27 protein-coding genes are annotated in these 24827 nt (G+C 67.0%); 9 read left to right on the forward strand and 18 right to left on the reverse strand.

Features of this window, described 5'->3' with window-relative positions; genetic code table 11:
* Nucleotides 1-14 precede the first annotated feature (14 nt).
* Nucleotides 15-824, forward strand: a complete 810-nt coding sequence (locus tag ACNQS7_RS18585; RefSeq protein ID WP_418013679.1) for a class I SAM-dependent methyltransferase — start codon at nt 15-17, stop codon at nt 822-824.
* 54 nt (nt 825-878) lie between these two features.
* Entirely contained in the window at nt 879-1577 is a 699-nt protein-coding gene (locus ACNQS7_RS18590) for a zf-HC2 domain-containing protein (protein ID WP_418013680.1), read from the forward strand.
* A 2-nt stretch (nt 1578-1579) separates the two neighbouring features.
* Here the strand turns inward: ACNQS7_RS18590 and ACNQS7_RS18595 are convergent, their stop codons facing one another.
* Nucleotides 1580-3811 carry a heavy metal translocating P-type ATPase gene (locus tag ACNQS7_RS18595; RefSeq protein ID WP_418013681.1) on the reverse strand — a complete coding sequence of 744 codons (2232 nt, stop codon included), beginning with the start codon at nt 3809-3811 and terminating at the stop codon, nt 1580-1582.
* 102 nt (nt 3812-3913) lie between these two features.
* Here ACNQS7_RS18595 and sigC point away from each other — a divergent pair, with 102 nt between their 5' ends.
* The gene (gene sigC, locus ACNQS7_RS18600) at nt 3914-4480 is read left to right on the forward strand and encodes an RNA polymerase sigma factor SigC (protein WP_418013682.1); all 567 of its coding nucleotides are present in this window, start codon (nt 3914-3916) and stop codon (nt 4478-4480) included.
* A gap of 10 nt (nt 4481-4490) precedes the next feature.
* Here the strand turns inward: sigC and ACNQS7_RS18605 are convergent, their stop codons facing one another.
* From ACNQS7_RS18605 to ACNQS7_RS18615, 3 genes are read right to left on the reverse strand one after another with little or no spacing between them, the layout of a single operon-like run.
* Complete coding sequence (locus ACNQS7_RS18605) at nt 4491-5297, reverse strand: SDR family NAD(P)-dependent oxidoreductase (protein WP_418013683.1); 807 nt, start codon at nt 5295-5297, stop codon at nt 4491-4493.
* 33 nt (nt 5298-5330) lie between these two features.
* Entirely contained in the window at nt 5331-5786 is a 456-nt protein-coding gene (locus tag ACNQS7_RS18610) for an SRPBCC family protein (RefSeq protein ID WP_418013684.1), read from the reverse strand.
* Nucleotides 5787-5812: 26 nt separating this feature from the next.
* Complete coding sequence (locus ACNQS7_RS18615) at nt 5813-6505, reverse strand: SDR family oxidoreductase (RefSeq protein WP_418013685.1); 693 nt, start codon at nt 6503-6505, stop codon at nt 5813-5815.
* 58 nt (nt 6506-6563) lie between these two features.
* Between ACNQS7_RS18615 and ACNQS7_RS18620 the strand changes: the two genes are divergently transcribed.
* Nucleotides 6564-7145 (forward strand): CGNR zinc finger domain-containing protein, encoded by a 582-nt coding sequence (locus tag ACNQS7_RS18620; RefSeq protein ID WP_418013686.1) that lies wholly within the window; start codon nt 6564-6566, stop codon nt 7143-7145.
* A gap of 6 nt (nt 7146-7151) precedes the next feature.
* Here ACNQS7_RS18620 and ACNQS7_RS18625 read toward each other — a convergent pair whose 3' ends face one another.
* From ACNQS7_RS18625 to ACNQS7_RS18660, 8 genes are all read right to left on the reverse strand, one after another.
* A complete protein-coding gene (locus ACNQS7_RS18625) occupies nt 7152-7316 on the reverse strand; it encodes a hypothetical protein (RefSeq protein ID WP_310778309.1) in 165 nt (54 codons plus the stop codon).
* A 157-nt stretch (nt 7317-7473) separates the two neighbouring features.
* Nucleotides 7474-7893 (reverse strand): winged helix-turn-helix transcriptional regulator, encoded by a 420-nt coding sequence (locus tag ACNQS7_RS18630; protein ID WP_418013687.1) that lies wholly within the window; start codon nt 7891-7893, stop codon nt 7474-7476.
* A gap of 72 nt (nt 7894-7965) precedes the next feature.
* Entirely contained in the window at nt 7966-8487 is a 522-nt protein-coding gene (locus tag ACNQS7_RS18635; RefSeq protein WP_418013688.1) for a PaaI family thioesterase, read from the reverse strand.
* Nucleotides 8488-8546: 59 nt separating this feature from the next.
* Nucleotides 8547-9401 carry an SDR family oxidoreductase gene (locus ACNQS7_RS18640; protein WP_418013689.1) on the reverse strand — a complete coding sequence of 285 codons (855 nt, stop codon included), beginning with the start codon at nt 9399-9401 and terminating at the stop codon, nt 8547-8549.
* Entirely contained in the window at nt 9402-10175 is a 774-nt protein-coding gene (locus ACNQS7_RS18645) for a DUF2127 domain-containing protein (protein WP_310787336.1), read from the reverse strand. It abuts the gene before it with no gap.
* 81 nt (nt 10176-10256) lie between these two features.
* Nucleotides 10257-11663, reverse strand: a complete 1407-nt coding sequence (locus tag ACNQS7_RS18650) for an MmgE/PrpD family protein (protein WP_418013690.1) — start codon at nt 11661-11663, stop codon at nt 10257-10259.
* Nucleotides 11664-11757: 94 nt separating this feature from the next.
* Nucleotides 11758-12711: a LysR family transcriptional regulator gene (locus ACNQS7_RS18655; protein WP_418013691.1), complete on the reverse strand. Its 954-nt coding sequence runs from the start codon at nt 12709-12711 to the stop codon at nt 11758-11760.
* A gap of 9 nt (nt 12712-12720) precedes the next feature.
* Nucleotides 12721-13083: a carboxymuconolactone decarboxylase family protein gene (locus ACNQS7_RS18660; protein ID WP_418013692.1), complete on the reverse strand. Its 363-nt coding sequence runs from the start codon at nt 13081-13083 to the stop codon at nt 12721-12723.
* A gap of 71 nt (nt 13084-13154) precedes the next feature.
* On the opposite strand from ACNQS7_RS18660, the gene ACNQS7_RS18665 reads away from it, so the two are divergent.
* Genes ACNQS7_RS18665 through ACNQS7_RS18680 form a run of 4 tightly spaced genes read left to right on the forward strand, consistent with a single transcriptional unit; the run spans nt 13155 to nt 15081 of the window.
* Complete coding sequence (locus ACNQS7_RS18665) at nt 13155-13424, forward strand: metal-sensitive transcriptional regulator (RefSeq protein ID WP_418013693.1); 270 nt, start codon at nt 13155-13157, stop codon at nt 13422-13424.
* Between the two features lie 20 nt (nt 13425-13444).
* The gene (locus ACNQS7_RS18670; RefSeq protein WP_055575986.1) at nt 13445-13849 is read left to right on the forward strand and encodes a DUF302 domain-containing protein; all 405 of its coding nucleotides are present in this window, start codon (nt 13445-13447) and stop codon (nt 13847-13849) included.
* A complete protein-coding gene (locus ACNQS7_RS18675) occupies nt 13846-14244 on the forward strand; it encodes a nuclear transport factor 2 family protein (protein WP_418013694.1) in 399 nt (132 codons plus the stop codon). The genes ACNQS7_RS18670 and ACNQS7_RS18675 overlap by 4 nt, the downstream gene beginning before the upstream one ends.
* Nucleotides 14245-14253: 9 nt before the next feature.
* Nucleotides 14254-15081, forward strand: a complete 828-nt coding sequence (locus ACNQS7_RS18680) for an SDR family NAD(P)-dependent oxidoreductase (RefSeq protein ID WP_418013695.1) — start codon at nt 14254-14256, stop codon at nt 15079-15081.
* On the opposite strand, the gene ACNQS7_RS18685 is transcribed toward ACNQS7_RS18680, so the two are convergent.
* A complete protein-coding gene (locus tag ACNQS7_RS18685; RefSeq protein ID WP_418013696.1) occupies nt 15078-15668 on the reverse strand; it encodes a class I SAM-dependent methyltransferase in 591 nt (196 codons plus the stop codon). The genes ACNQS7_RS18680 and ACNQS7_RS18685 overlap by 4 nt on opposite strands.
* Nucleotides 15669-15733: 65 nt before the next feature.
* Between ACNQS7_RS18685 and ACNQS7_RS18690 the strand changes: the two genes are divergently transcribed.
* On the forward strand, nt 15734-16549 hold the full coding sequence (locus ACNQS7_RS18690) for an SDR family oxidoreductase (protein ID WP_418016054.1): 816 nt from the start codon (nt 15734-15736) through the stop codon (nt 16547-16549).
* A gap of 4 nt (nt 16550-16553) precedes the next feature.
* Here the strand turns inward: ACNQS7_RS18690 and ACNQS7_RS18695 are convergent, their stop codons facing one another.
* The 5 genes from ACNQS7_RS18695 to ACNQS7_RS18715 form a co-directional block, all read right to left on the reverse strand.
* Complete coding sequence (locus tag ACNQS7_RS18695; RefSeq protein WP_310778282.1) at nt 16554-18299, reverse strand: SulP family inorganic anion transporter; 1746 nt, start codon at nt 18297-18299, stop codon at nt 16554-16556.
* A gap of 10 nt (nt 18300-18309) precedes the next feature.
* Complete coding sequence (locus ACNQS7_RS18700; protein WP_418016055.1) at nt 18310-19368, reverse strand: sulfate ABC transporter substrate-binding protein; 1059 nt, start codon at nt 19366-19368, stop codon at nt 18310-18312.
* Nucleotides 19369-19491: 123 nt separating this feature from the next.
* Complete coding sequence (locus ACNQS7_RS18705) at nt 19492-21384, reverse strand: PE domain-containing protein (protein ID WP_418013697.1); 1893 nt, start codon at nt 21382-21384, stop codon at nt 19492-19494.
* A 99-nt stretch (nt 21385-21483) separates the two neighbouring features.
* On the reverse strand, nt 21484-23025 hold the full coding sequence (locus tag ACNQS7_RS18710; protein WP_418013698.1) for a flavin-containing monooxygenase: 1542 nt from the start codon (nt 23023-23025) through the stop codon (nt 21484-21486).
* A complete protein-coding gene (locus ACNQS7_RS18715; RefSeq protein ID WP_418013699.1) occupies nt 23022-24821 on the reverse strand; it encodes a flavin-containing monooxygenase in 1800 nt (599 codons plus the stop codon). Before ACNQS7_RS18715 ends, ACNQS7_RS18710 begins: the two co-directional genes overlap by 4 nt.
* Nucleotides 24822-24827 lie beyond the last annotated feature (6 nt).

The following is a 24827-nucleotide window of genomic DNA, read 5'->3' on the forward strand; positions in this document are numbered from 1 at the left end:
GTACTGTCTGACCCATGCCAGCGTTCGACGCCCGCCACCTCGACGGGGTATCCGAGACCGCACTGCTCACGCTGCATCAGCGAGCCACCGAGGCCGCCCGACCGGACGGCATCATCGACGATCCGATGGCCGTCGCGTTGCGCGACCGCATCGACTACGACTACCAGCATTTCGGCCGGACCCATCAAGCGACGGCGCTGCGGGCACTGGCTTTCGACATCGCCGCGCGCGAATTCCTGACCACCCACCCACGGGCCACGGTGGTCGCGCTCGCCGAAGGGCTGCAAACCAGCTTCTGGCGCCTCGACAACGGCGAACTGAACTGGCTGTCGGTCGATCTGGAGCCGATCGTGCACATACGACGGCAACTGCTGCCGGCCTCGGACCGGTTGCGGTACTGCGCCCAGTCCGCACTCGATTACTCGTGGATGGATCAAGTGGACGCCGGCGACGGCGTGCTGATCACCGCGGAGGGTCTGTTCCAATACTTTGAGCGGGCAACCGTGTTCGACCTGATCGAGGCCTGCGCCAGGCGCTTTCCCGGCGGTCAGTTGGTCTTTGACAGCATTCCGTGGCTGCTGAGCGTGTATTCGCGGCGGCGCGGCTTCAAACTCAGCGAGTTCTATACGGCGCCGCCGATGCCGTTCTGGTTCACCGCGAACCAGTACGCCGAATTGTGTGCCGTCCCCGGCGTCCGCGCCGTTCGGGAGCTGCCGGCACCACCGGCGCGCGGCCGGTTCCTCCCCAAGGTGGTTGCGCTGACCTACCGGCTTTCTGCCCTCGACCGATTACGGGCGCCCAACACGCTCGTCGAATTCGGATAGCCGAGTCTGTATCGGGCCGGGAACAAATCGCCCGTCATGCGCGACTATTAGGGCATGGATTGCGAGGTGGCGCGCGAAGCGCTGTCGGCCCGGCTCGACGGCGAGCGGGAGCCCGTGCCGTCGGCCCGGGTCGATCAACACCTGGAGGACTGCGCCGCCTGTCGCGAATGGTTCGAGCAGGTGGGTCTTCAGGCTCGCCAACTGCGCCGCCTGGTGGAGTCCCGGCCGGTCATCGCGCCGGTGGGCCCGATCGGGATTCAGCAGACGATGCCGCGACGGCGCCGGTCACTCAGCTGGCAACGCTGGGCGTTGATGTGCGTCGGCGTCGCACAGATCGCCCTGGCAGTCGTGCAGGGCTTGGGCCTGGATGTAGGCCTGCACCACGGGATGGACGGCACCGATCATCTCCTCCACGAGTCCACGTCGTGGTGCGTCGCGCTCGGCGTATCCATGGTGGTCGCCGCGCTGTGGCCGGCCGCGGCCGCAGGGCTGGCGGGGGTACTCACCGTGTTCGTCGCGGTACTGGCCGTCTACGTCGCCGTGGACGCGTCCTCGGGTGCCGTCACCCCCGGACGGATGCTCACCCACCTGCCGGTGGTGCTGGGCGCGGTCCTGGCGGCCATCGTGTGGCGAACCTCCCCGGCACCCGGGCCCGCGCCGCAGGCCGCCGAAACCGATATCGTATTGCCGGACAACGCGTCCCGGGGCCGCCGCCGGGGTCACCTGTGGCCCACCGACGGCTCAGCCGCCTGATTTCAGCGGCTCTCACCAAAGCTGCGCAGGCGCAGGCTGTTCGACACGACGAAGAACGACGAGAAGGCCATCGCCGCGCCGGCCACCAGCGGGTTGAGCAACCCCGCGGCGGCGATCGGGATGGCCGCGATGTTGTAACCAAAGGCCCAGATCATGTTGACCTTGATGGTGCGCATCGTCGCCGCGGCCAGGCCCAGCGCCAGGGGGACGACCTCGAGGTTGTCCCGGACGAGGATGACGTCGGCGGCGCCGATCGCTACGTCGGTCCCGCGCCCGATGGCCATGCCCAGATCGGCGCGTGCCAGGGCCGGACCGTCATTGATGCCGTCACCGACCATCGCGACCACGTGCCCACGTTCACGAAGTTGCTCGATCACATCGACCTTGCCTTCGGGCAGCACATCCGCGATCACTTCGTCGATGCCGACCCGGGCTGCCACGGCCGCCGCCGATGCCGGGTTGTCTCCGGTCAGCAGCACGGTTCGCAGGCCGCGGTCGTGCAACTGGGCCACGGCGGGCACCGCGGAATCCCTGACCGCGTCGGCGACCGCGATGACCGCGCAGACCGCACCGTCAACTTCGACGAATACCGCTGTCTCACCGCGTGATTCGGCGTCACGTCGCGCGTCGGCCAACACCCCGGCACCAACCGGCGCGGCAATCCAGGAGGGTTTCCCGACCCGCACCGCGCGCCCTCGCACGGTGCCGCTGACGCCGCGGCCGGGCACCGCACGGAAGTCGGCGACGGAATCCCGCTGCGGCGCGGCCGCCGCGATGGTGAGACCCACGGCGTGCTCGGAGGCCGCTTCCACCACCGCTGCCAGTTCCAGCACCTCATCGGCATCCCAGCCCGGTGCGGCCGTCACCGCGCTGACCGCCAGCTGGCCGGTGGTCAGGGTGCCCGTCTTGTCGAACACGACGGTGTCGACGGCGCGGGTGGCCTCCAGGGCGTGCAGGCCCTTGAGAAATATGCCCAGTTGAGCGCCGCGCCCGGAGGCGACCAGCATGGCCGTCGGCGTCGCCAGGCCGAGGGCACACGGGCAGGCGATGACGAGAACCGCGAGCGCGGCCGAGAACGCCCGCTCGGGGCCGGCCCCGGCGAGCAGCCAGCCGGCTGCGGTCAGGCCGGCGATGACGAAGACGCACGGAACGAACACCGACGCGATGCGGTCGGCCAACCGCTGTGCATCGGCCTTCTGCACCTGCGCCTCCTCGACCAGGCGCACCATTCCGGCGAACTGGGTGTCGGCACCGACGGCGGCAGCCTCCACGATCAGCCTGCTGTCCAGCACCACGGTGCCACCGATCACCTGGGCGCCCGGGTGGACTTTCACCGGTTTGGCCTCGCCGGTCATCGCGCTGACGTCGACCGCCGCGCGGCCGTCGACCACCAGGCCGTCCGCGGCGATCGTCTGCCCCGGACGCACGACGAAGCGCTGCTGCTCCTTGAGCTGGTCTGCCGGGATGACCACTTCCGACCCGTCGGCCTGCAGCACCGCGACGTCCTTGGCACTCAGGGCCGCCAGCGCCCGCAGCGCGCCGCCGGCCCGCGACTTGGCCCGTGCCTCGAAGTACCGGCCGGCCAGCACGAAGACGGTGACGCCTGCGGCGACCTCGAAGTAGATGGCGTCACTGCCGAGCAGCGCCTGCCACACACCGCGGCGTTCGGCGGTTTGATGGGTGCCGAACGCCGTGCGCAGCGACCACACCGTCGCCGCGGTGATCCCCACCGAGATCAGCGTCTCCATCGAGGCGGTCCCGTGCATCGCGTTGCGCAGCGCGACCCGGTGGAACGGCCAGGCTGCCCAGACCACGACCGGCAGCGCCAGCAGGGTGAGCACCCATCCCCAGCCGGTGAACCGCGAGCTGGGCACCACCGCGAACATCACCGACAGGTGCGCCAGCGGCACGAAGAACACGGCCGCCACCGCCAGCCGGACCAGGAGGTACCGGGCATGATCGGCGTCGGGGTCGCCGAGGTTGTCACCGCCGCCAGTATGCGGCTCGGCCTGGTAGCCGGCCTTCTCGACGGCCGCGCAGAGGTCGTCGGTGGCAATGTCCTCGCTGAGCTCGAGCGTCGCCACCCGGGTGGAGAAATTGACCGAAGCCCGTACGCCGGGCAGCTTGTTGAGGGTCGATTTGACCTTGAGCGCGCAGGCCATGCAGGACATCCCGGTGATGTCCAGTTGTATCCGCTGCACCTCTGGGGGCGCGTCAGTCGTTGCCGTCGTCACGTAGTGTCTCGCCTCCTGCGAACTCGTCCCTAGACAAGTCGTCGGCGCCGGTTCAAGAGTTCCCTGCGTTCGTCATGTTCGCATGGCCTAGGCTCAAAGCCCGTGGCCCCGGGCAGTGACGGACGAACTCACGACGACCAAATTACCGATCTCGCCAGATCCGCGGGGCGCGGTGACCGGGCAGCGTTGTCCGAATTCATCCGGTGCACCCAGCGTGACGTCTGGCGGATGGTGGCCTACCTCGCCGATCCCGGCAGTGCGGACGACCTGACGCAGGAGACTTTCCTGCGGGCGATGGGTTCGCTGCCGAGTTTCACCGGGCGGTCGACCGCGCGGACCTGGCTGTTGTCGATCGCCCGTCGTGTCGTTGCCGACCACTTCCGGTCCAAGATGCGCAGGCCCCGGTCCGCTCAGGTGGCCGACCTCGACGAGGCGCTCGGGCAGGGCCGTCGCGGCAGCCGGATCGAGAACATGGTGGAGATCCGCATCCTGCTGGACGGATTGGACCCCAAGCGGCGGGAGGCGTTGATCGTCACCCAGGTGCTCGGCCTGTCCTACGCCGAAGCGGCCGAGGTCTGCGGGTGTCCCGTCGGCACCATCCGCTCCCGGGTGGCCCGGGCCCGCGACGATCTGCTGCGCGCGACCGCCGAGGACGACTGCGCGGGGTAGCCGGGTGCGTTCAGTCGCCCTTCATGGCCGGGTGGTTGCGGGTCAGCAACGGCAGCATCCACTCCGGTGGCGCGACACGGAAGAGCCCCGCGGAGATCCGGTTGGCCAGTCCGGGGACCACGACGGCCTTTCCGGCCGCCAGGCCGTCGATTCCGGCCTGCGCCACCTGTTCGGCGGGTATCCACATGACCCGCGGCAGTGCGGCGTCGGCTTCCTCCTTGGAGAACCCGGCAGCCTCGCCGAATCCGGTGTCCACCGGTCCCGGACACAGGGCGGTCACCGAGACGCCCTTTCCCTTCAACTCGCCCCGCAGACTGTGGGTGTAGGACAACACGAATGCCTTGGCCGCCCCATAGGCCGCCTGTCCGGGCAGTGGGCCGAACGCGGCGACCGACGCCACGTTCAGGATCGCGCCGCGACGGCGTTCCACCATGCCGGGCAGGAACCTGCTGCACAGATCCACGACGGCCGCCACGTCGACTTCGACCAGATTGAGTTCCTTCTCCGGGTCGGACTTCGCCACCACCCCCAGCGTCGACAGGCCGGCGTTGTTGATCAGGATGTCGGGGGTCAACCCGAGTTGGCCGACCCGGTCCAGCAGCGTCGCGCGGTCGCTGCGCTGGGCGAGGTCGGCAGGCAGCGGATGCGCCTTGGACCCGAGCTTCCTGGCGAGCGCCTCGAGCCGGTCGGCGCTGCGGGCGACCAGGACGATGTGGTACCCGCGTTTCGCCAGAATGGTGGCGATCTCCTCGCCGATGCCCGACGATGCCCCGGTCACGATGGCCGCGCTGGTACTTCCTGCAGGTGGGAGAGCCATACCGAGACCGTACCCGGGCTCAGGGCTGGACGACTAAGCCTCCGCGCTCTCGGCAATCACCGCCAGCCGGTCGATCGACGCCCGCAACCGTTCAGCGGTGGTGGCCTGCGCGCGAGCCAGGCGCTCGGGGTCGTTCAACTCGGTCCAGTCGTAGGTGTGGGTGACCGTGGTCCGCGTCTCCGACACCGGGGTGAGTTCCCAACGCCAGAGATGACCGGGCGGTGGTTTGCCGGGTTCTGAAGGGCGCCAGGCGATTCGGCGTCCCTCGTCGAATTCGACGACGTGGTTGTGCCGGACTGTGCCGAGCGTCAGCGTCATCGCGAACACGTCGCCGACCCCGCGGACGCGCTGCCCGGGATCGGCGGCGGCCAGGTTGTCGTTGCCGTCCCAACCCGGCTGGCGGGACGGATCGGCGATCAGTTCGAAGATCCGCGGCGCGCCGGCCGCGATGTCACGGCTGGAGCTGACCACCCGCGCTAACTCGGCCATGCAAGCGATCCAATCACGCCCCGACGTTATCCCGCACGCAGCGCTTCGACCGGTCCGGACAACGCGGCTTTGACGTACCGGGTGAGGTCGTCTGCCAGCACCTCGGCGTCCCCGCGCTCGACGGCGTCCACGATGCTGCGCGCCACGTCACGCGGGTCGTTCTTGGCGGCGTCGACGTCCGCGACCATGTCGGTGTCGGTGTAGCCGAGGTGCACGCCGGTCACCGCGGTGCCTTGCCCTTCTAGCTCTACGCGCAATGAGTTGGTCGCCGACCACAGCGCGGCCTTCGAGGCGCCGTAGGCACCGAAACCGCCCATCCAGGACAGCACCGAGTGGATGTCCACCAGCGCTCCACCCCCGTTGGCGGCGAGTATCGGCGCGAAGGCCTTAGCGACCCGGAGCGCGCCGAAGTAGTTGGTTTCAAAGACTTCCCGAATCTCCCCGAGGTCGCTGCCGAGCAGGCTGTGTCCGCCGGCGACGCCCGCGTTGTTGACGACGATCTGCACGTCTGCTGCTATTTCAGCCAGTGCGGCAACGGATTCCGCGTCGGTAACGTCAAGCGCGACGCTGACCGCGCGAGGGTCGGCACTGGGCCGTGGCGCCCGCGCGGTCGCGTATACCTTGGCGGCGCCTCGCCGCAACAACTCGTCCGCGATGGCCTTGCCCAAGCCCCGCTGCCCGCCGGTGACCACCGCGATCGCCCCTTGAATGCTGACCATGATCGGCTCTCCTCTGCCACTGTTCGAGCTATTTGACATAACCAACTAGACTTTAGCTATGTCAATTCCGTGGTCTGCGTCACAGCGGTACCGCCTGGCGCCCGCACCCGGCGGCCTCGCCCTGGTGCAGGATTTCCTCAATACGGTAAGCATCGGCGACTACGGTCCAGATCTGTTGGGCGGGACGGAGTCGGCCTGCACGTGGGCCGCGGCCGCCGCCCCGGCCTGGTTGGCCGAGCGCGGCATCGACGCGACGTCACCGCAACTGAGCGATGCAGACGTGGCTGAGCTGCGCGGTTTGCGCGACGCGATCGCGCGGCTGGTCAACGGTGATTCAGCACGATGGGATGTCGGGCCTGTCTCGGCGACCTTCGCGGTGTCCGAACGCGGCGAGGTGCATCTGGAACCGGTTGGCACCGGTTGGCGTTGGTACGCTTCGGCGCTCTGGACGGAGATCCTGCTCAGTCAGCTGGCCGGCAGCTGGCGGCGGATCAAGCAGTGCCGCAACCCCCACTGCACGTCTACGTTCTACGACCGCTCGAAAAACAACAGCGGCGTGTGGCATGACGTGAAAACGTGCGGAAACGCGGCAAATCTCCGGGCGTCCCGAGCACGGCGCAAGCAGGCGCAGGCGGGCTGATGTGCCTCAGCAGCGCTCGTCGCCGCGCCGCATCAGGTTGGGGCCGGTAACCGCCGGTCGTGGCCGTCCTCGCCGCATGGCATACAGCGCGCGGCAGGCCCGCGCCTTCACGGGCGCGGCGATCCCAGCGCCACCGGGGCTCTGGTTGATCCAGTTCTGCAGTGCTGTCACGGTCTCGGTCCTTCATCGGTGCGACGTCGTCAGGTCGCTTGGTGCCATATCAGCGGCTTCCCTTTAAGCGTGCACCGCGGCACGGTGAACAACGGGGAAAGCGGGGCGCGTGTGGGCTGTGCGATCCGGCACACTGGGCGCCGGGGCATCGCCGGCGTCACAGTGTTTCCGGTCGGCGCTTCGTTTTCCGAATCATCACGTCGGAGAACGAAACTTCGTGCCCGGCGGTGCATCGAACCTGCGGCACCACGGATTCGCCGCAGCCCTCGTGGATCAATTCCGTGCCCGGCTCTACCTGCAGCAGCCGGCCGAATTCAATCAGGCTGATCAGCACCGGGAACAGCTCGCGGCCCCGATCGGTGAGCACATACTCGTAACGCGTGCGCTGGCCGGCTTCCTGGTAAGGCTGCTTGTCCAGCAAACCCGCCTCGACCAGCTGGCGCAAACGCTTCGCCGCAATCTGTTCGGTGACTCCGGCCCGACGCGCCAGGTCGTCGAACCGTCGCCCACCCCAGAAGGCTTCGCGCAGCAGCACCATGGCCGAATGAGTGCCGATCAGCCGCAGCGCGTATTCCATCGGGCACCAGTCGGCGGCCGTCCACCCCTCCCGATCGGCAAGGCGTCCCGACAACTTCATGACGTCTCGCTGTCAGGCATTCAGGATCAGGCAGTTACTGGTGGCGGTGGCCAGCAATTTGCCGGTGCCGCTGGTCAGCTTCGCCTCGGCCAGCGCGGTACGCCGGCCCAGATGCGTCACCGTGCCGGTACACCGGACCGGCCCGGTCTCGACACTCATCGCACCGATGAACCGCACCGACAGATCCAAGCTGGTGTAGCCCACCCCGGCGGGCAGCATGCTGTGCACGGCGCACGCGGCCGCCGAGTCCAGCAGCGTGCAATACATTCCACCGTGCACCGACCCGATCGGGTTGTAGTGGAACTCGGCCGGGGTCAGGGTGAAGACCGCCGAGCCCGCCGAAACGGACTCCAGCCGGCCACCGATGGTGCTCATGACGGGCGGCGGCGGTATCTCTCCGTCCACCATGGCCTGCAGAAACTCCAGGCCGCTGCGGCTGCGTGCCGCCTGCGCCGCGCGCAGGGGATCCGACCACTCGACCGTCCGGTTTCGCTCGCCTTGCTCGCGCTCGGCAGCGCACGCGGTTTCGCTCATACTTGGCATCATCCGATGCTGACTAAACTCAAGTCAAGTCAGCCGCATAATTGCCCAGGTCACACTGCTGCCGGTCCTTTCCGGAACCGGTAGAGATAGCTGAGCAGTCGTCGGGCGGGCACGGGCCTGGGCCAGTCGTCGGCACGGAAATAGGCGTCCGAGCCGCCGTCGACGAACACCACGCTGCCGCAGAGGAAGTCGGCGGAATCCGACACCATGAAGCAGATCCAGTCGGCGATGTGCGCGACGTCTCCGAAGCCCCCGATCGGAACCGGGAACGACCTGACCCTTTTGGCCTCCGCCGGGGTCGAAAGTTGCTGTTGCAGTAACGGCGTCATGATGGCCCCGGGAGCCAGCGCGTTCAGGCGCACGCCAGATCCTGCCCACTCGCGCCGCACGGCATGCCGCCTAACCCACCGGCTGACAGCGATTTTCGAGGCGGCGTACATCATCACCGGCGCCACCTTGCCGAACGGCTGCACCGCACGCACCGCCTTCTCGGCATCATGGGCAAGCAGGGCGCGCACAGCCCGCCGCGGGACCAGCGGGACCGTCGTGGTGGAGTTACTGGCCACCACCACAACTTTCGCGCGTTCGGCGGCGGCCAGGGCGGGTCGCCAGGCTTGCAGCAGGTCTACGACGCCGAGGTAATTGACTTCTGCGATCAGGCGGGGCCGGTCCCGCCCGGGATTCGGCCCCAACCCCGCTGCCATGACGGCGCCGTCGAGTGTTCCGCCGGATGCTTCCAGCACACCCTGAGCAGCCTGTTTGCGACCCTGCGCCGTCGAGAGATCCGCACTGACCTCAGCGTCCTTGAGGTCCACACCGATGACCCGGTGACCCTGGCCGCGGAGTCGCGCGGCCGTTGCCTGCCCCATGCCGGACGCGGATCCGGTGATCGCGTAGGTGCCCACTCATTCCGCCGTCATCGCCGCGCGTTCCAGATCGAGCAGTTGTTCGCCCTGCCGCTCCTCTTCGTAGGCTTTGCGGCCGCCCCGTAACCCGAACAGCCGCTTGGAGATCAGCAGATAGAGCACCGCGGCGATGTTGATCGTCAGAGTCGCCACCCGCGTCGTGGTGATGCCCTTGAGTAGGTCATGAATCTCCAGCGGCAGAAACACCGAGGTCGCCACCACCGCGAAGTACTCACCCCAGCGTTTCATCAGCCACAGGCCGACGCCTTCGACGATCTGCAGCACGGCGTAGGCGGCGAGCAGGCAGGTGATCAGGGTGAGGGTGGACGGTTTGGCCGCCAGCGCCTTCTCCAGTTCATGGATCGCCGACATCTGGTCGACTTTGAAACCGGCGGCGCGAAAGACCGGCAGGTCGCGATCGAGGGTGGCCTGAATGGCGCCCCGCGCACCGCGGAAGGTCCACACCGCCCACGCGGCCAGACCCAGCACGACTGCCCGCCCGAGCCGCTCCACGGCCAGCGCGCGGATGATAATGGCCTGACGTAAAGCCTTGCCCCGCATGATCATCGGTGCATCTTCGGGATGGCCGCGGCCGTGCGGTTCGCCCAGCGCGAAGTCGCCGCAGCGCAGACAACGCCACACCTCACCGAGCTCGGTCTTGGCGTGCAGACGCGCGGCCAGCTGCTCGTCGTCCGGAGCGTACGTGGCGTGGCCCGTCACCGCGCAGGTGACCAATTCCCACCGGTTGACGGCGCGATTCCTGCTTTTCCCCACGTGCGCTCCTTCGGCGAGTTTGACGCCGATCATTCAACGCCAGCGGCAAAACGCGCAAGGCGGCGCCGGTGTCGGCGTTCGTCACGACCGCCGGGCGCTGCGCGTCCGGCTGGCCGTCGGGCTGACGGCACCTAGCAGCGCGGTGAGATCGCGAACGGCAATCTCGTCGATCCGCCGGACCACATCGATGATCTCGCCGCACAGCCCTGCACCGCAGAACGGCTCGGCCAGCCAGTGAAACTTCTCGACGACGCGGTCCCACGACATCGGGTGGCTGGGCGAGCCCTCGTAATCGGATTGCTCGCGGCTCAAGCTTCGCCCGTCCTGCGTCACGACCCGTACCCGGGCGGCCGTGCGATCGGGGTAGGCCGCGGTGAGGTCCGCGGCCGGTTCGACGACGACCCGGGTCAACAGATCCTGTACGTCGGAGCGCCGAACCCGGTCATTCTCAAGCTGTTCCGGGCCGACATCACCGTCGAGCAGCGCGACCGCGGTCAGATACCTGAGGTTGTAGTCCGCTTGCTCTTTCGTCGACGGATGGTCCTTGTTTCCGTATGCACCGCCACCGGCGAAGTCGAACGCGCCCTGGAAAACTTCCAGCGTCACCGAGGCGACGTCCCGGCCGCGTAGTCCGTGCGCATCGCACAGCGCCAGAACGGCGTCGATGATCACCTGCCCATGGATCAGCGCACAGTACCGCTTGAGGTAGGTGTGTTCGGCCGCGGTGAGTTCTGTTGTGCCGATGTCCAAATCGATGGGCTGATCGAAGAGCTGGGCCAGTCCGTGCGGGCCCTCGAACAGCGTCCGGGGCCCGGTGATACCGCGGCTCGCCAGCATGGTGGCGTAGACCGCGCGCATACCGGTGACGGCCGGCGAGATTCCTTTCCAGTTGGAGACCGGTTCGGCGTGCACCGCGGCGAGCGAGACGTTATCGGCCGTGGCGGCCGAGATGGCGGCAGCGGTCCGGCCGGCGTCCAGGCCCATGAGCTTCGCCGAGCCTGCCGCAACTGACATCGCCAGTTGCAGCGCATGGTTGAGGCCATGCGCCATCACCGGCACTGCCGCGCTGAACCGGCACTGCACTTCGTAGGCAACCGCAAGGGCGAGAAGGAAATTCGCACCCGAGGCCTCGAGATGCTCGGCGACGGCGAGGATGGCTCCGAAGTTGTCGGCCGGGTGGCACAGACCGCCGCGGGTCAAATACGTGTCGAGCAGATCCGGGTAACGGACGAGGACGGTGTTGAAGAACGCCGCCTGATCCACCGAGGCAGTGCCACCGCCGACGAGTGTCGCGCTACGGCGTCCACTGAATTCGTCGGCCTGGGCGCGAACGGCGGGGACGAGTTCGCCGTCCAGAGCCCCGATCGCGCAGGCGACGCTGTCCAGCACATTGCGCTTGAGCGCCGCCCTGGACGCGCCTGCCAGATCCGGGTGTTGCGCGCGGACCACAAAGCCCGCGAGACCGTCCACAATGTAGCTCGGCGCCATCGGCTTTCGCCTTTCTCTCGTCGATACCCCGACTCAAGCGCGTCCGCCACGGTGCGTCCAGGACTCTTTGGCTACCTGTCTTCGGCCATACTTCCTAGTGCTGTTCAGCGGCGTGCGCGAGCACCCTTCGATGCGGATCGTCGGACGGGGTCCACCACCGCCCGACGGGAGGCGTGCGCCACCCGTAGCGGCCGGCAACGCCCAGCAGTGCGTCGACCAGCCCGTGCACGGCGGCGCGTTCCTCGTCGCTTCGGTGCACCAGCGACCACGTCCACACCGGAACAGGATTGGCCACGAGTCGTTGCCCCAGGCTCGGCGGCGGCACCGCAGTGTGGCGTTTGGGCGAGGCCAGCACAGCAGCACCGAGTCGGCGGACATGCGCATAGAACGCGGGGCCGGTGATACCGCCGTCGTCGATGTCGACGACGCGCGCCCCGGTGTCCGCGGCGAATTCCCGCGCGAACCGATTCCATGACTGCCAGGCCGATTCGTCGGCGTCGACGAGAATCCGAAGTTGCCTTGCCGCAACGGGTTCGGTGGAGTCGACCCCGGGAAGCACCGCGCCCAGCTGCTCCGCGCGCAACAGGTGCGAGGTCAGCCCGCGCTCTGTGGCCTGCCGCCCGGTGACCCAGGTCAGCGCGACGTCGAGGCTGCCCTCGGCCACCCGGTCGGCTTGCACATGCGAGGGCAGCACCCATTCATCGATGCGCACGGCCACGTCGCAGACCAGGCTTGTCACATCGTCGGGCAGCCAACTCACGTATCCGAGCCGGACGGGCGCGGAGATCTCCCCCGCCTGCCGCACCCGGCTTTTCGCGTCGTCGGCCAGCGCCAGCATGCGACGCGCATCCGGCAGCAGCGTCCGGCCGCTCTGACTCAACCGGACAGAGCGACGGTCGCGGACGAACAGCTCCGCACCCAGGTCTCGTTCCAGCGCCACGATCTGTTGCGACAAAGCCGGCCCCGAGATATGCAGGCGCTGCGCCGCGCGGCCGAAGTGCAGTTCCTCGGCAACCGCCACGAAGTACCGCAGCTGCCGCAGTTCCATAGATCGAGGTTATGTTCCGGATGCGGCGTCGGCGAATTCACAGAACGCGTCGTAGGCGCGGGCGCCGTAGATGGTGGCCGGTCCGCCGTGCATCATGATGCTGACACCTACCGCTTCCGCCGCCTCCTCCTTGGAGGCGCCGGCACGGACCGCCGCTTTAGCGTGGGAGGCGATGCAGCCGTCACAGCCGTGCACGACACCGATCGCGAGCGCGATCAGTTCTTTGTACTTCGCGTCCAGGGCGCCGGAAGCCATGGCCGCTTTGCTCATCTCGCCGAATCCGGCGTACACGCCTGGGATCATCTGGCGCAGGGCACGATGCTGCGGGTTGAGGTCATTAAGGACGTCTTGGTGACGATGCTGTTGATCCATACCCGCACTATACTGATACCGGTGGGGGTATTGGTATAGTATGGAACCGGGATGAGACAGGAAGGCATTCGATGAACGCAGACGAAGACACGATGGGCGCGGTGCTCAATCGGTTGCGTCGCGCACAGGGACAACTTGGTGGCGTGATCGCGATGATCGAGCAGGGCCGCAGCTGTAAAGACGTCGTGACTCAACTCGCGGCGGTCTCGAAGGCGCTCGACCGCGCCGGGTTCAAGATCGTCGCCTGCGGACTGCGTGACTGCATCAACGGCACCCAGCACGGCGACTCGCCGCCGCTGAGCGAAGCCGAGCTGGAGAAACTCTTCCTGGCTCTGGCCTGAGAAGGAGAAAGGAATAAGTCATGACACTCGGAACCGCGGGATTGACCGCCACCTTGCACACCTCGTTCGGCGATGCCGTCGAACAGACGACGCAGGCTCTGGCCGAACAGGGCTTCGGGGTACTCACCAGAATTGACGTCAAAGCCACGCTGAAGCAGAAGCTCGGCGAGGACATGGAGGACTACCTGATCCTCGGCGCCTGCAACCCACAGCTTGCGCACCGCGCCCTGGACGTGGACCGCCACATCGGACAGCTGCTGCCGTGCAACGTGGTGCTGCGCGCCGCCGAGGACGGCGGTGTCCTGGTCGAGGCGATGGACCCCCAGTTGATGGTCCGCGTCGTGGACCAGCCGGGCTTGCAGGAGGTCGCCGATGAAGCCGCAGCCAAGCTGCAGGCCGCCATCGGCAAACTCAGTCAGGCATGACGGACCGCGACGATATCTCCGACCTGCTGGTGAGATATGCCACCGGGATCGACCGGCGTGACTGGTCGCTGTTCCGCACGGTGTTCACCGAAGACTGTCAACTGGACTACGGCGAGATCGGCGCATGGAGCGGGGTCGACGCCGTCACCGACTTCATGGAGAAGGTGCATGCGATGGCCGGGCACACCCTGCACCGGCTGACCAATCAGGCCATTGACGTCAACGGCGACAACGCGGTGGCCCGTACGTACGTCGACGCCCTGATCATGGCCGCCGACAACAAGTCGGGTGTCAACGGCATCGGCTTCTACGACGACGAGATGGTGCGCACGCAGCAAGGCTGGCAGATCGCCCGTAGGCGTTTCACCCCAGTGCGAGTCAGTACGGTCGGCTAGGGGCTACGGGTGACATTCGCGGCGAAGTACGGGCCCTGGGCGCTGGTGGCAGGTGCGTCCGACGGCGTGGGCGCCGCGTTCGCCCGGGGGCTTGCTGAGCGGGGCGTCAACGTCGTCCTGCTGGCCCGCCGCCAGGCGGTGCTCGATGACGTTGCCGCCCAGATTGTTTCGGCCACGTCGGCACAGGCCCGGACTTTCGCGGTCGACCTCGCGGCGCCCGGGGCGGCGGCCGCTATCGCTGAGGCCACCGCCGACCTGGAGATCGGGTTTCTTGTCTATTGCGCCGGGGCGGACCCGAATTTCACGCCTTTTCTGTCCAGTCCGGTCCAGGCCGCCGAGTCGATGGTGCAACGCAACTGCATGGTCCCGGCGCAGTTGTGTCACCACTTCGCACTGCCGATGGTCGAGCGCGGCCGCGGCGGCATCGTCATCTTCGGCTCCGGTGCCGGGTTCGCCGGCGGACCCAACATGGTGGCCTACGCGGCTTCCAAGGCTTTCGACATGGTCTTCGCCGAGGCGTTGTGGGCCGAGTTGCACGACAAAGGCGTCGACGTCCTGGGTCTGATCCTCGGCAAGACAGACACCCCTGCGCTGCGCGAACTGGAGTACAGCCGCGGACAGATCGCGTCGCCCGACGATGCGCCGCCCGGCGCCGTCGCCGTCGCCGTCGCCGTGGACGACGTTATCGCGGAGGCTTTCGACAACCTGACCGGCGGGCCGACCTGGATCGTGGGCGAGGAGTTGCGGGCAGGTATGCAGCTGCTGGGCGCACTGCCCCGCAATGAGGCCGTCAAACTCATCAGCGCGGCCAGCGCCGCTGCCATGGGATCGGATTAGGTTGCCCGCCAAGTGATCAGCACACGTCCGTAGAGCAGTCGCCGGACCCGCACCCCGGGAAGCACTTCCCGAGCGTGTGCGCGCAGCTGGGCGAAGTTGTCCGGTGGTGGCCATTTGATCGGTGCGGTGTGCTCCCATTTACCTCGGATCTGATTGACGACGGCGCAGGCGGTCCACGAAGTCAGGTGCCAGAAGACTTCTTGCAGAGACGGTTTGACGAAAGACACCACGGCCAGCTTTCCTCCGGGCCGCACCAGCTGCGCAAGCCGCGCCAATGCGGCCCGCGAGTCGTCGATATGGTGCAGGGCGGCGTTGGACACCACCGCGTCGAAGCCGGGCAAGTCGGCCGTCATCACGTCGCCGTGCCGCCACTGCACTGGCGCATCGGGAAACCTGGCGGCCGCGCGCTGCAATACGGGCTCGTCGATGTCGAGCGCGACGACCCGCGGTATCCGCTCGGCCAGCAGTGCGGCCAGGAAGCCGTCACCACAGCCCACGTCGAGGACCTGCTGGGCACCGGTAGGGACCTGTGCATCCACCAGTGCGTTGTAGTGGATATTGATATTCCACGGTTGTTGCGTCGGCACCTCGTCCAACGTAGCGGCCGGACCACCATTTTTCGATCAACGCGGACAGGAGAGATGGCGTGACGGTGCATCGAGAAGTGCTGGTAATCATCGGTGTCGGGGGGATGGGGCAGGCGATTGCCCGGCGCCTTGGTTCGTCGAAGACGGTGTTGCTGGCTGACAACAACGAGCAGGTACTGGCCTCGGTCGCCGACTCCCTTTCCGCGGATGGTTACGACGTCGAGAGTCAGACCGTCGATGTCTCCTCCGCGGAGTCGGTGCACGCGCTTGCCGGGTTCGCAGCCTCCCTCGGTCCCATCGTTCAACTGGCCCACACCGCCGGCCTCTCACCGGCGCAGGCCGCGGCCGAGGCGATCCTGGCCGTGGACCTACTCGGCGTCGCGCTGGTGCTGCGGGAGTTCGGCGAGGTCATCGCGCCCGGCGGCGCGGGCGTCGTCATCGCCAGCATGGCGGGCCACATGTTCCCGCCGCTGTCCGCCGAGCAGGAAAGGGCGTTGGCGCACAATCCGCCAGAGGAACTGCTCACGCTGGATCTCGTCAGGAAGATCACGGAGCCGAACTTCGCCTACCCGATCGCCAAGCAAGCCAATCTGATTCGCGTCCGTGGCGCCAGTGCGCAATGGGGCCGCCGTGGCGCCCGCATCAACTCGATCAGCCCAGGCATCATCTCCACGCCGATGGGTCAGCAGGAACTCGCCTCGCCCGTCGGCGACGGGATGCGGGCCATGATCGCCATGTCCGGGACCGGCCGCATCGGCACCCCCGACGACATCGCCGCGGCGGCCGCGTTTCTGCTCGGCAGCGATGCCTCGTTCATCACCGGCACCGACCTGTTGGTGGACGGTGGTGTCATCGCAGCGGTGAAGGCGGGGACGCCGTGAATTCTCAGACCAGGTAGTAAAGGTCGGGTTCCGCCCCGGGCCGGTCTGCCGCTTTGGCGTGGGCATAGCGCACGGCCTTCAGGGTCGCCGAGAACTCCCGGTCCTCCTCGGGAAAGACGTGCTCGGCGGGGAACCAGCTTTGGAAGCCGACGTTTTTGAGAATCTCGGCGGTGTCGGGGCGCACGCCGGCGAGCAGCACGGTGACGTCGCGGTCCGTGAGTTCGCGCAGGAAGTGCTCGATTCGCTCGATGCACACCACGTCGGGGTGCCGAACGCGTTTAAGTCGCAGGATCACGATCTTGCCCTGATCCTCCGCCTCGATCCGGTGCGTCAAATCCGCGAGGTGGCGGTCCAATTCCGGCGCGGCTCCGAAGAACAGCTCACCTTCCAGGTCGTAGATGACGGTGCTGGCGTCCGGCTCGTCGCCCCGAACACGCTCGCGGACGACGCGTTCGGGCGTGACGATGAGTTCGGTTGCCTTGAGTTTGGCCGCTCGGGGCACGAACAGCAGGATCGACAGAATCACCCCGAGCAGCACGGCCTTGTCGAGGTCTATGGCGATTCCCGTCAGGGCTGTCACGACCACCAGCCCGGCGTCGTACCGAGACGCCTTCAACGTGTAGATGAGTCGCTTGAAGTCGACGAGCCGAGCCGCGGTCACCAGCAGCAGTCCGGCCAGCGCGGGCTGCGGTACATAGCGCAACAAGGGCGCGAACAACAGTAGCGCCACGGCAACCGTTGCGGCCGAGACGATCCCGGAGAATCGGGTCGCGGCACCGGATTGATAGTTGATCGCCGAGCGCGACAACGACCCCGAGCCGGGCAGACTCTGGAAGAACCCGCCACCGAGGTTGGCCAGTCCTTCGGCCATGATCTGACGGTTGTAGTCCAGCTTCTGCTGGGTCTGGTGCGCAATGGCTTTCGCGATCGACAGGGCTTCGATGATGCCGACGAACGCGATGGCCAGCGCCCCCGTCGACAGTTCCGGCAACCACGCCGTGTTGACGTCGGGGATGTGCGGGGTGGGCAGGCTACGCGGCACCTTGGCCGCCACCGACACCGCGGTGCGGCCACCTGTGCCCGGAACGGACCAACCGGCCACATAGGCGATCACGGCCGTGATGACCAGTACCGCGAGCATGTCGATCTGCGGCAACCCGAAGCGCTGCACGACCTTTCGCAGCACCACAGCCAGCACTACCGCGGAGGCGCTGATGATCACCGCGCGGTAATTGATCGCGTCCCCGTGGAAGAGCGTGAGCCATACGCGCCGCAGCACCTGCATATGGCCGTTGCCTTTGTCCTTGACGCCCAACGCATTACCGAGCTGTCCGATGGCGAGCAGAAAGGCGGCCGCCGCCATGAAACCGATGATCACGGATTCGGAGATATAGCGGGTGAGATTGCCCAGCCGGAACACCGCGATGATGATCTGGAACGCCCCCACCAACACCCCGAGCAGGAACAGCGCCTGGTAGAGCTGTCCGGTGTTCTCCGAGTCGATGAATGCCAGCGCGGTGAAGACCAGCAGCGAAATCGCACTCGTCGGGCCGTTGATCAGGTGTGAGGAGGACCCGAAGATCGACGCGATCGTCGTCACCACGATGGCCGAGTAGACGCCGAACTTCGGGTCCACCCCGGCGATCAGCGCGTACGCGATCGCTTGCGGAAACGAGATGGCCGCGACAGTCAGACCGGCGATGAGATCCGCCCGCCCTTTGATCCAGCCGTACTGAAATGGATGGCCCACGTGCCTGCCTCTACGTCGCCGGCGCCGCGAGGACCGGGGGCGCCGTCAGGGTGTCCAGAATTCCGTTGTCGCTGAAGAACTTCTCCCGAGCGTCGGTCCAATCCCGAGCGACGGCGGTGACGGGGAACAACGTCAGAGCCGGGAGCCGGTCGGCATGCCGCGCGAGGACATCCGGACGGAACGGCCGGTAGCCGTACTGAGCGATCACTTCCTGTGCGGCATCGGTGAACAGGTAACGCAGGTAGTCCTTCGCATACGTCGCCGCCCTGGGATCGGTGAGGTTCGCGTCCACCCATGCCACCGCGGGCTCGGCCAAAATGCTCACCGGCGGGTAGACGATCTCGAGTTCGTCCTTGTTGGCGGCGACTTCGCGCAGCGCCTCGTTCTCCCAGGTCAATTGCACATCACCGATCCGCTGGACGGCGAAGCTGACCCCGGCCCCTCGGGCCCCGGCATCGGCCACAGCGACATGCTGAAGCAGTGCCCGCACATAGCTGCCGGCCTGTTCAGGGCTGCCGCCGCGCGTGATGACCGAACCCCAGGCGGCCAGCACGCTGAGCTGACCATTACCCGACGTGCGCGGGTTCGGCGACACGATGGCGACATCACGGTTCAACAGGTCGGGCCAGTCGCGAATGCCCTTGGGGTTGCCCTTGCGGACCAGGAACACGATCGTCGAGGTGTACGGGACGGAGTTGTTGGGCAGCCGTTGCCGCCAGTCGGACGGCAGCAGTCCGCGCCTGGCCAAGATGTCGATGTCACTGATCAGCGCCAGCGACACCACGTCGGCCCGCTGGGACCCGTCCACCACGCTGCGCGCCTGCCGGCCCGAACCGCCGTGAGACTGCTTGATAACCAACTTGTTTCCGTACTGGGCGGTGAAGGCGTGGTCGATCGCCGCGTACAACTCACGTGTCGGGTCATATGAGACGTTGAGGATCTGGTTCGACCGGTCCTCGGGCAGGTTCTTCACCACGATCGCGGTTGCCGCGAATACGATTGCCGTAACGCCGAGGACGTTGAGCCAGGGCACCCGACCAAGCCAAGGCAGACGGCCACTCACAACGATCCCCACTCGTACGGTCGACGGGCAATTCGTCGATGCTAACGATCCGGCCGGTTCGCGGCAGCGGTGAGAATCAGGCAGAAGATAAAGCCGCGCAGGCCAGACCGCCGCTGATCACGGCTTTCATCAGCGAATGGTGTACTCGTGCAACGTCTGACCGGTTCCCTCGCTGACAGTCACGTAGCCCTGGCCGTCGGGGTGGAAGGCGATCGCTTCGCCCTGGGTTTCGCTGACCACCGGCCCGTCGACCGGTTGCTGGCTGAACGGCGACCAGGCGCTGGTTCCCGGGGCGCGATCCCACAGCAGCACATCGCGATACGTCCGCACCGCCAGTTGCGAGCCGTCCGGCGAGAAGTCGGCGCTGGTGACGAGTTTCGACCCGGAGTTCGACATGTCAAGAGTGGCAACCTGATTCCACTGCGTCGGGGTGGCGCTGCTGCCGGCGCTGGTCCACCCGCTGTCCGGGGTGGAGAACACCCGGGAGACGCTGCCGCTGGTCTTCTCGATGACCATGAGGTTGTGCGTGTTTGGGTCGACCGCCAGCGCCTCGGAGTTGATTTTCTCGCCGCCCGGATACTGCAGCCGAAGCTGTTCGACTCCGGACAGGGAGCCGTTCGTGGGATTGGCGGCGGTGCCGGTGACGATCGGCTCGGGGACCCGGTAGACCGTGACGTTGCTGCGCGACAGGCCGTTGTCACCGATGTCCCCGACGTAGATGTACGACTTCCCGTCAGCGCCCCTGGCAACCTCGATGTCCTCCCAGTCGCTGGCCGTTGCGCCACTGAGCTTGTAGGTGGCCAGGGTCTGACCGGTCTTGGCGTCCACGGCGAAGATCCGGGCGCTGTCTCCGGAATCGTTGTGTACCCAGTAGACATCGGGATTGTTGATGCCGGCGTCAATGCCGGAGATCTCCTTGAGGTTGCCGTCGGTGATGGTCCCGCCGTTGGAGGAGCTGATCTTGCCGTCGCGGGCGGCGTCCACCGCGTTCTGGCCAGATGGGTCGGACGGATTACCCGGGTCCGTCGGGTTACCCGGATCGGTCGGGGTACCCGGATCAGTCGGCGTACCCGGATCAGTCGGCGTACCCGGATCAGTCGGCGTACCCGGATCAGTCGGCGTACCCGGATCAGTCGGCGTACCCGGATCAGTCGGCGTACCCGGATCAGTCGGCGTACCCGGATCAGTCGGCGTACCCGGATCAGTCGGCGTACCGGGGTTGCCCGGGGCGCTGAGCTTCGTTCCTGTCGCCCCCTGCGCACCATCGTGGCCAGCGAGTTGCCCGCGGGAGCCTCCCGACCCACCCGTACCCGGTGTCTGGCCGGATCCACCGGTGCCCCCGGTGCCGCCGTCGCCCACCAGTCCGGCGTGCCCGCCGGCACCCCCGGCGCCACCGATCACGCCGGCGCCGCCCACTCCGCCGGCACCACCGTTGCCGGCCAGCAACCCGCCACTGCCGCCGCGGCCGCCTGCAGGCGCCGCCCTGGTGGCATCGACCCCGGCACCACCCTGACCCCCCGCGCCGCCGTTACCGATCAGTCCGGCGCTGCCGCCGTTACCGCCGGCGCGGCCGGCCGCTCCCGATCCACCTTTGCCGCCATTTCCGTACAACAGTCCTCCGGCGCCACCGTCCTGACCCGTGCCGGCCAGTCCGTCCGCGCCGTTGCCGATCAGCGGGCGGCCGGTCAGCGTCCTGGACGGCGCGTTGATCAGCTCGAGCGCCTGCTCGAACGGGTTGGCGTTGGCCACCTCGGCGGCGGCGTACGAGGCCGCGCCGGACGTCAGCATCCGCACAAACTGCTGGTGAAACGCCTCGACCTGGCCGTTGACGGCCTGATACTCGCGGGCGTGACCGGCGAACAACGCGGCGATGGCCGCCGACACCTCGTCTTGCCCCGCGGCCAGGAGCGAGCTTGTCGGCAGCGCCGCCGCGGCATTGGCGGCAATCAGCGTCGAGCCGAGACCCGCCAGTTCCGTCGCCGCCGACGACAACAACTCAGGGATTGCCAGCACGTACGACATCCTCGACCTTCCAGCCGGTTGCATAATCAATCAATTGATCGTATGCACGTCGCCGAGGGTGGTGGAGCATTTTCGGCGAATAATCAATCAGTTGATAGTTTAGGGTCGATTCGGCAGTCGCCCTGCGGCAATTTTCGGCGAAGCGGCTTGGGCGTGCACCCAGTCGCCGGGCCGGACCCGCCAGGTACGGCGTGCGTATTCCAACTCGGTGTACGGCCACTGGGTCACGACGCGACCGCTGGGTGAGCGGAAGTAGCTGTCGCACTGCGTCCAGATGGAGCGTTCCAAGTCCGCCGAGAGTCGGTCGTTGTAGCGCTGCTCGGCCTCGGGACGCACCTGGAGGAATCCTCCGCGACGGGCGATCCGGGACACCGCACTGGCCACCAGTCGCGCTCCCGCCTCGAGGATGTAGACGATCGAATTGCCGCCCTGGTTGGTGTTGGGCCCGTAGAGCATGAAGAAATTCGGGAACCCCGGCACCGCTACGCCCAGATAGGCGGTCGGGTCGGCACCCCACCGTTGGTGCAGGTTCTGTCCCCCTGCACCCACCACATCGATGCCTGACAGGTAGTGCGACGTTTCGAATCCGGTGGCGAGCACGAGGGCGTCCACATCGACCGTGGCCCCCGACGCCGTGACCACCGAGGTCTTCGTCAACCGCTCGACGGGATCGGTGACCAGAGTGACGTTGTCCCGTTGCAGCGCCCGGTAGAAATCGTCACCCAACAACACGCGTTTGCAGCGGAACGGATAGTCCGGCGTCAGATCGCGGCGCAACTGCTCATCGGGAACGGTGCGTTCCAGAAACGATGTCGCGAATTGCGATCGCGCGGCGACGATCGGGTCGTCGGCCATGGTCGCGGTGTTGTCGTGCTGGAATTTCCAGATCTCCCAACGCTTCCGGCGCGCGGCCAGCGGGTTCCGCCGAAACTGCGCCAATTCCGTTGCGCTGTATGGCCGGTCCTCTTTGGGCACCATCCAGGGCGGTGTCCGCTGGAAAACCGTGAGGTGCCCGGCGATCCTCGCCAGCTCGGGGATGACCTGCACGCCGCTGGCGCCGGTTCCGATCACCGCCACCCGCTTGCCGGTCAGGTCGACGTCGTGATCCCACTGCGCGGTGTGCATGAGGGCGCCACCGAATTCGGTCAGGCCGGCGATCTCTGGAAGTCGCACGGATCCGAAAAGACCGGCGGCACAGACGACGACGTCGACGGCGAGATCCCGATCGCTGCCTTGACGGTCCAGCTGCAAGTTCCACCGTCCGGCTCCGTCGTCCCAGCGGGCAGACCGCAGCGCGGTGTTGAGCATGAGGTGGCGCCGGAGGTCGAAATCGTCGGCCACCGACTCGAGATAGGCGAGTATCTCGGGCTGCCGGGCGTAGGTTCGGCTCCAGGACTTGTTGGGCGCGAATGAAAATGAATAGAGGTGGCTCTGGATGTCACAGGCCGCGCCCGGGTAGGAGTTGCGCCGCCAGGTCCCGCCGACGCCGTCGGCGGCTTCGATGATCACCAGGTCATCGATACCGGCGCGACGCAGCGCAACCGCGGCGCCCAGGCCGCCGAACCCGGCCCCGATGATCGCCACCTTCGGGGAAGGCCGGCGGCGCCCGGCCGCCCTGATCCGACCGAGGACATACCTCACGGAAGGTCCCGGGTAGGGCGAATGTCGAAGCCCGACAGGTCCCCATCGGCCCGCCATGCGGCCAGCAGGTCGGCGTATTCGGTAGGGCCACCGAAGAAGAAGCTGCCTTGACGGGTCTTCGCGTCCGCCTTGCCTTCCCGGTTGTAGTAACCGGGTGTGCAGGTCCTGGCCCGCTCCGCGGTGGCCTCCGCCCGCTGCACCACCGTCTCGACCCAGGAGGCTTCCGCCGCGGCCGACGCCTCGACTTCACTCACCCCGTGCTGCAGAGCCCAGGCGATGATCCAGGCGGCATGGGTGGCCTGGACGTCCAGCAGATAGGGGAAATTGACGGTCAATCCGGCCTGGGCGATACTTTCGATGAAGCAGTTGGGAAAACCGTTGGCGCACAGGCCCTGGAAGGTGCGCACCCCGTCGCTCCACCGCTGCGTCAAGGTCACGCCGTCACGGCCGATCAGCTCGAAGCCGGTGCGCCGGGAGTAATCGGTGCCCACTTCGAAACCCGTTGCGAAGATCAGACAGTCAAGCTCATAGGTCACCCCGTCGACCACTACACCGGCCTCAGTGATCTGTTGGACGCCCCGTCCACGGGTGTCCACCAGCGTGACATTCTCACGGTTGAAGGTCTGCAGGTAGTCGTCATGGAAACACGGCCGCTTACAGAAGTAGCCGTACCACGGCTTGAGAGCTTCGGCCGTCGCGGGATCGAGCACGATCTCATCCACACGTGCCCGAATCTCCTCCATCTTCGCGAAATCCGCGACCTCGATATCCCGGGTGCGTTGCTCGGGACTGACGGTCGCATCGGTGTCGTGGCGCATCACCGGCAGTTTGCGGGTGATGCTCGTCCAGGCATCGGCGACCAGATCCTGGTCCGCCTGCCCCCCGGAGGTGAGTATCTGGAAATTCTCGATCCGTTCGCGCTGCCACCCGGGCTGTAAGGCGTTGGCCCACAGCGGATCCGTTGGACCGTTGGCGCGCACGTCCACGGACGACGGGGTGCGCTGGAACACGTACAGCCGCTGTGCCGCCGCCCCGAGGTGAGGCACACACTGCACCGCGGTGGCCCCGGTTCCGATGATGCCGACCCGCTTGTCCGAGAGATTCTCCAGTTGATCACCGGTGTACGCGTAGTCCCATCGGCTGGTGTGAAACATGTGGCCGCGGAAGTCGTTGATGCCCGGGATGCCGGGCAACTTGGGCTTGGCCTGGTACCCGTTGGCCATCGAGACGAACTTCGCCCGCATCTCGTCGCCGTGGTTCGTCCTGATTACCCAGCGGGAAATGTCGGCATCCCAACGGATTTCATGCACGTCGGTCTGCAGGCAGGCATCCCGGTAGAGATCGTAGTGTTCGGCGATTCGCCGGCAGTGCCCGAAGATCTCCGACCCCTTCGCATACTTCTGCTCCGGGACGTAACCCAGCTCTTCCAGCAGTGGGATGTAGACGTAGGACTCGACGTCGCACGCGATCCCCGGATAGCGGTTCCAGTACCAGGTGCCGCCGACGTCAGCCGCGCGATCGATGAGCCGGATGCTCTCGACCCCGAGTTGGCGTAGCCGCACACCGGTCAGCAACCCACCGAACCCTGCCCCGACAATCGCCACGTCCACCTCGTCGGTGACCGGCTCACGGGTGAAGTCGTCGTCCGCCCACGGGTCGGCCGCAAACCGGGCGAACTCCCCCGCGATCTCCACATACTGAGCGATCCCGTCAGGACGCAGTCGCCGGTTACGCTCCTGCGCATACTTCTGGCGCAGCGCTTCCACGTCGAATGTGCGCCCGACAGTTCCGGTCAAACCCTC

This window comes from Mycobacterium sp. 23 (genome assembly GCF_048287075.1).
In the GTDB taxonomy this organism is placed as follows: Bacteria; Actinomycetota; Actinomycetes; order Mycobacteriales; family Mycobacteriaceae; genus Mycobacterium; species Mycobacterium gordonae_B.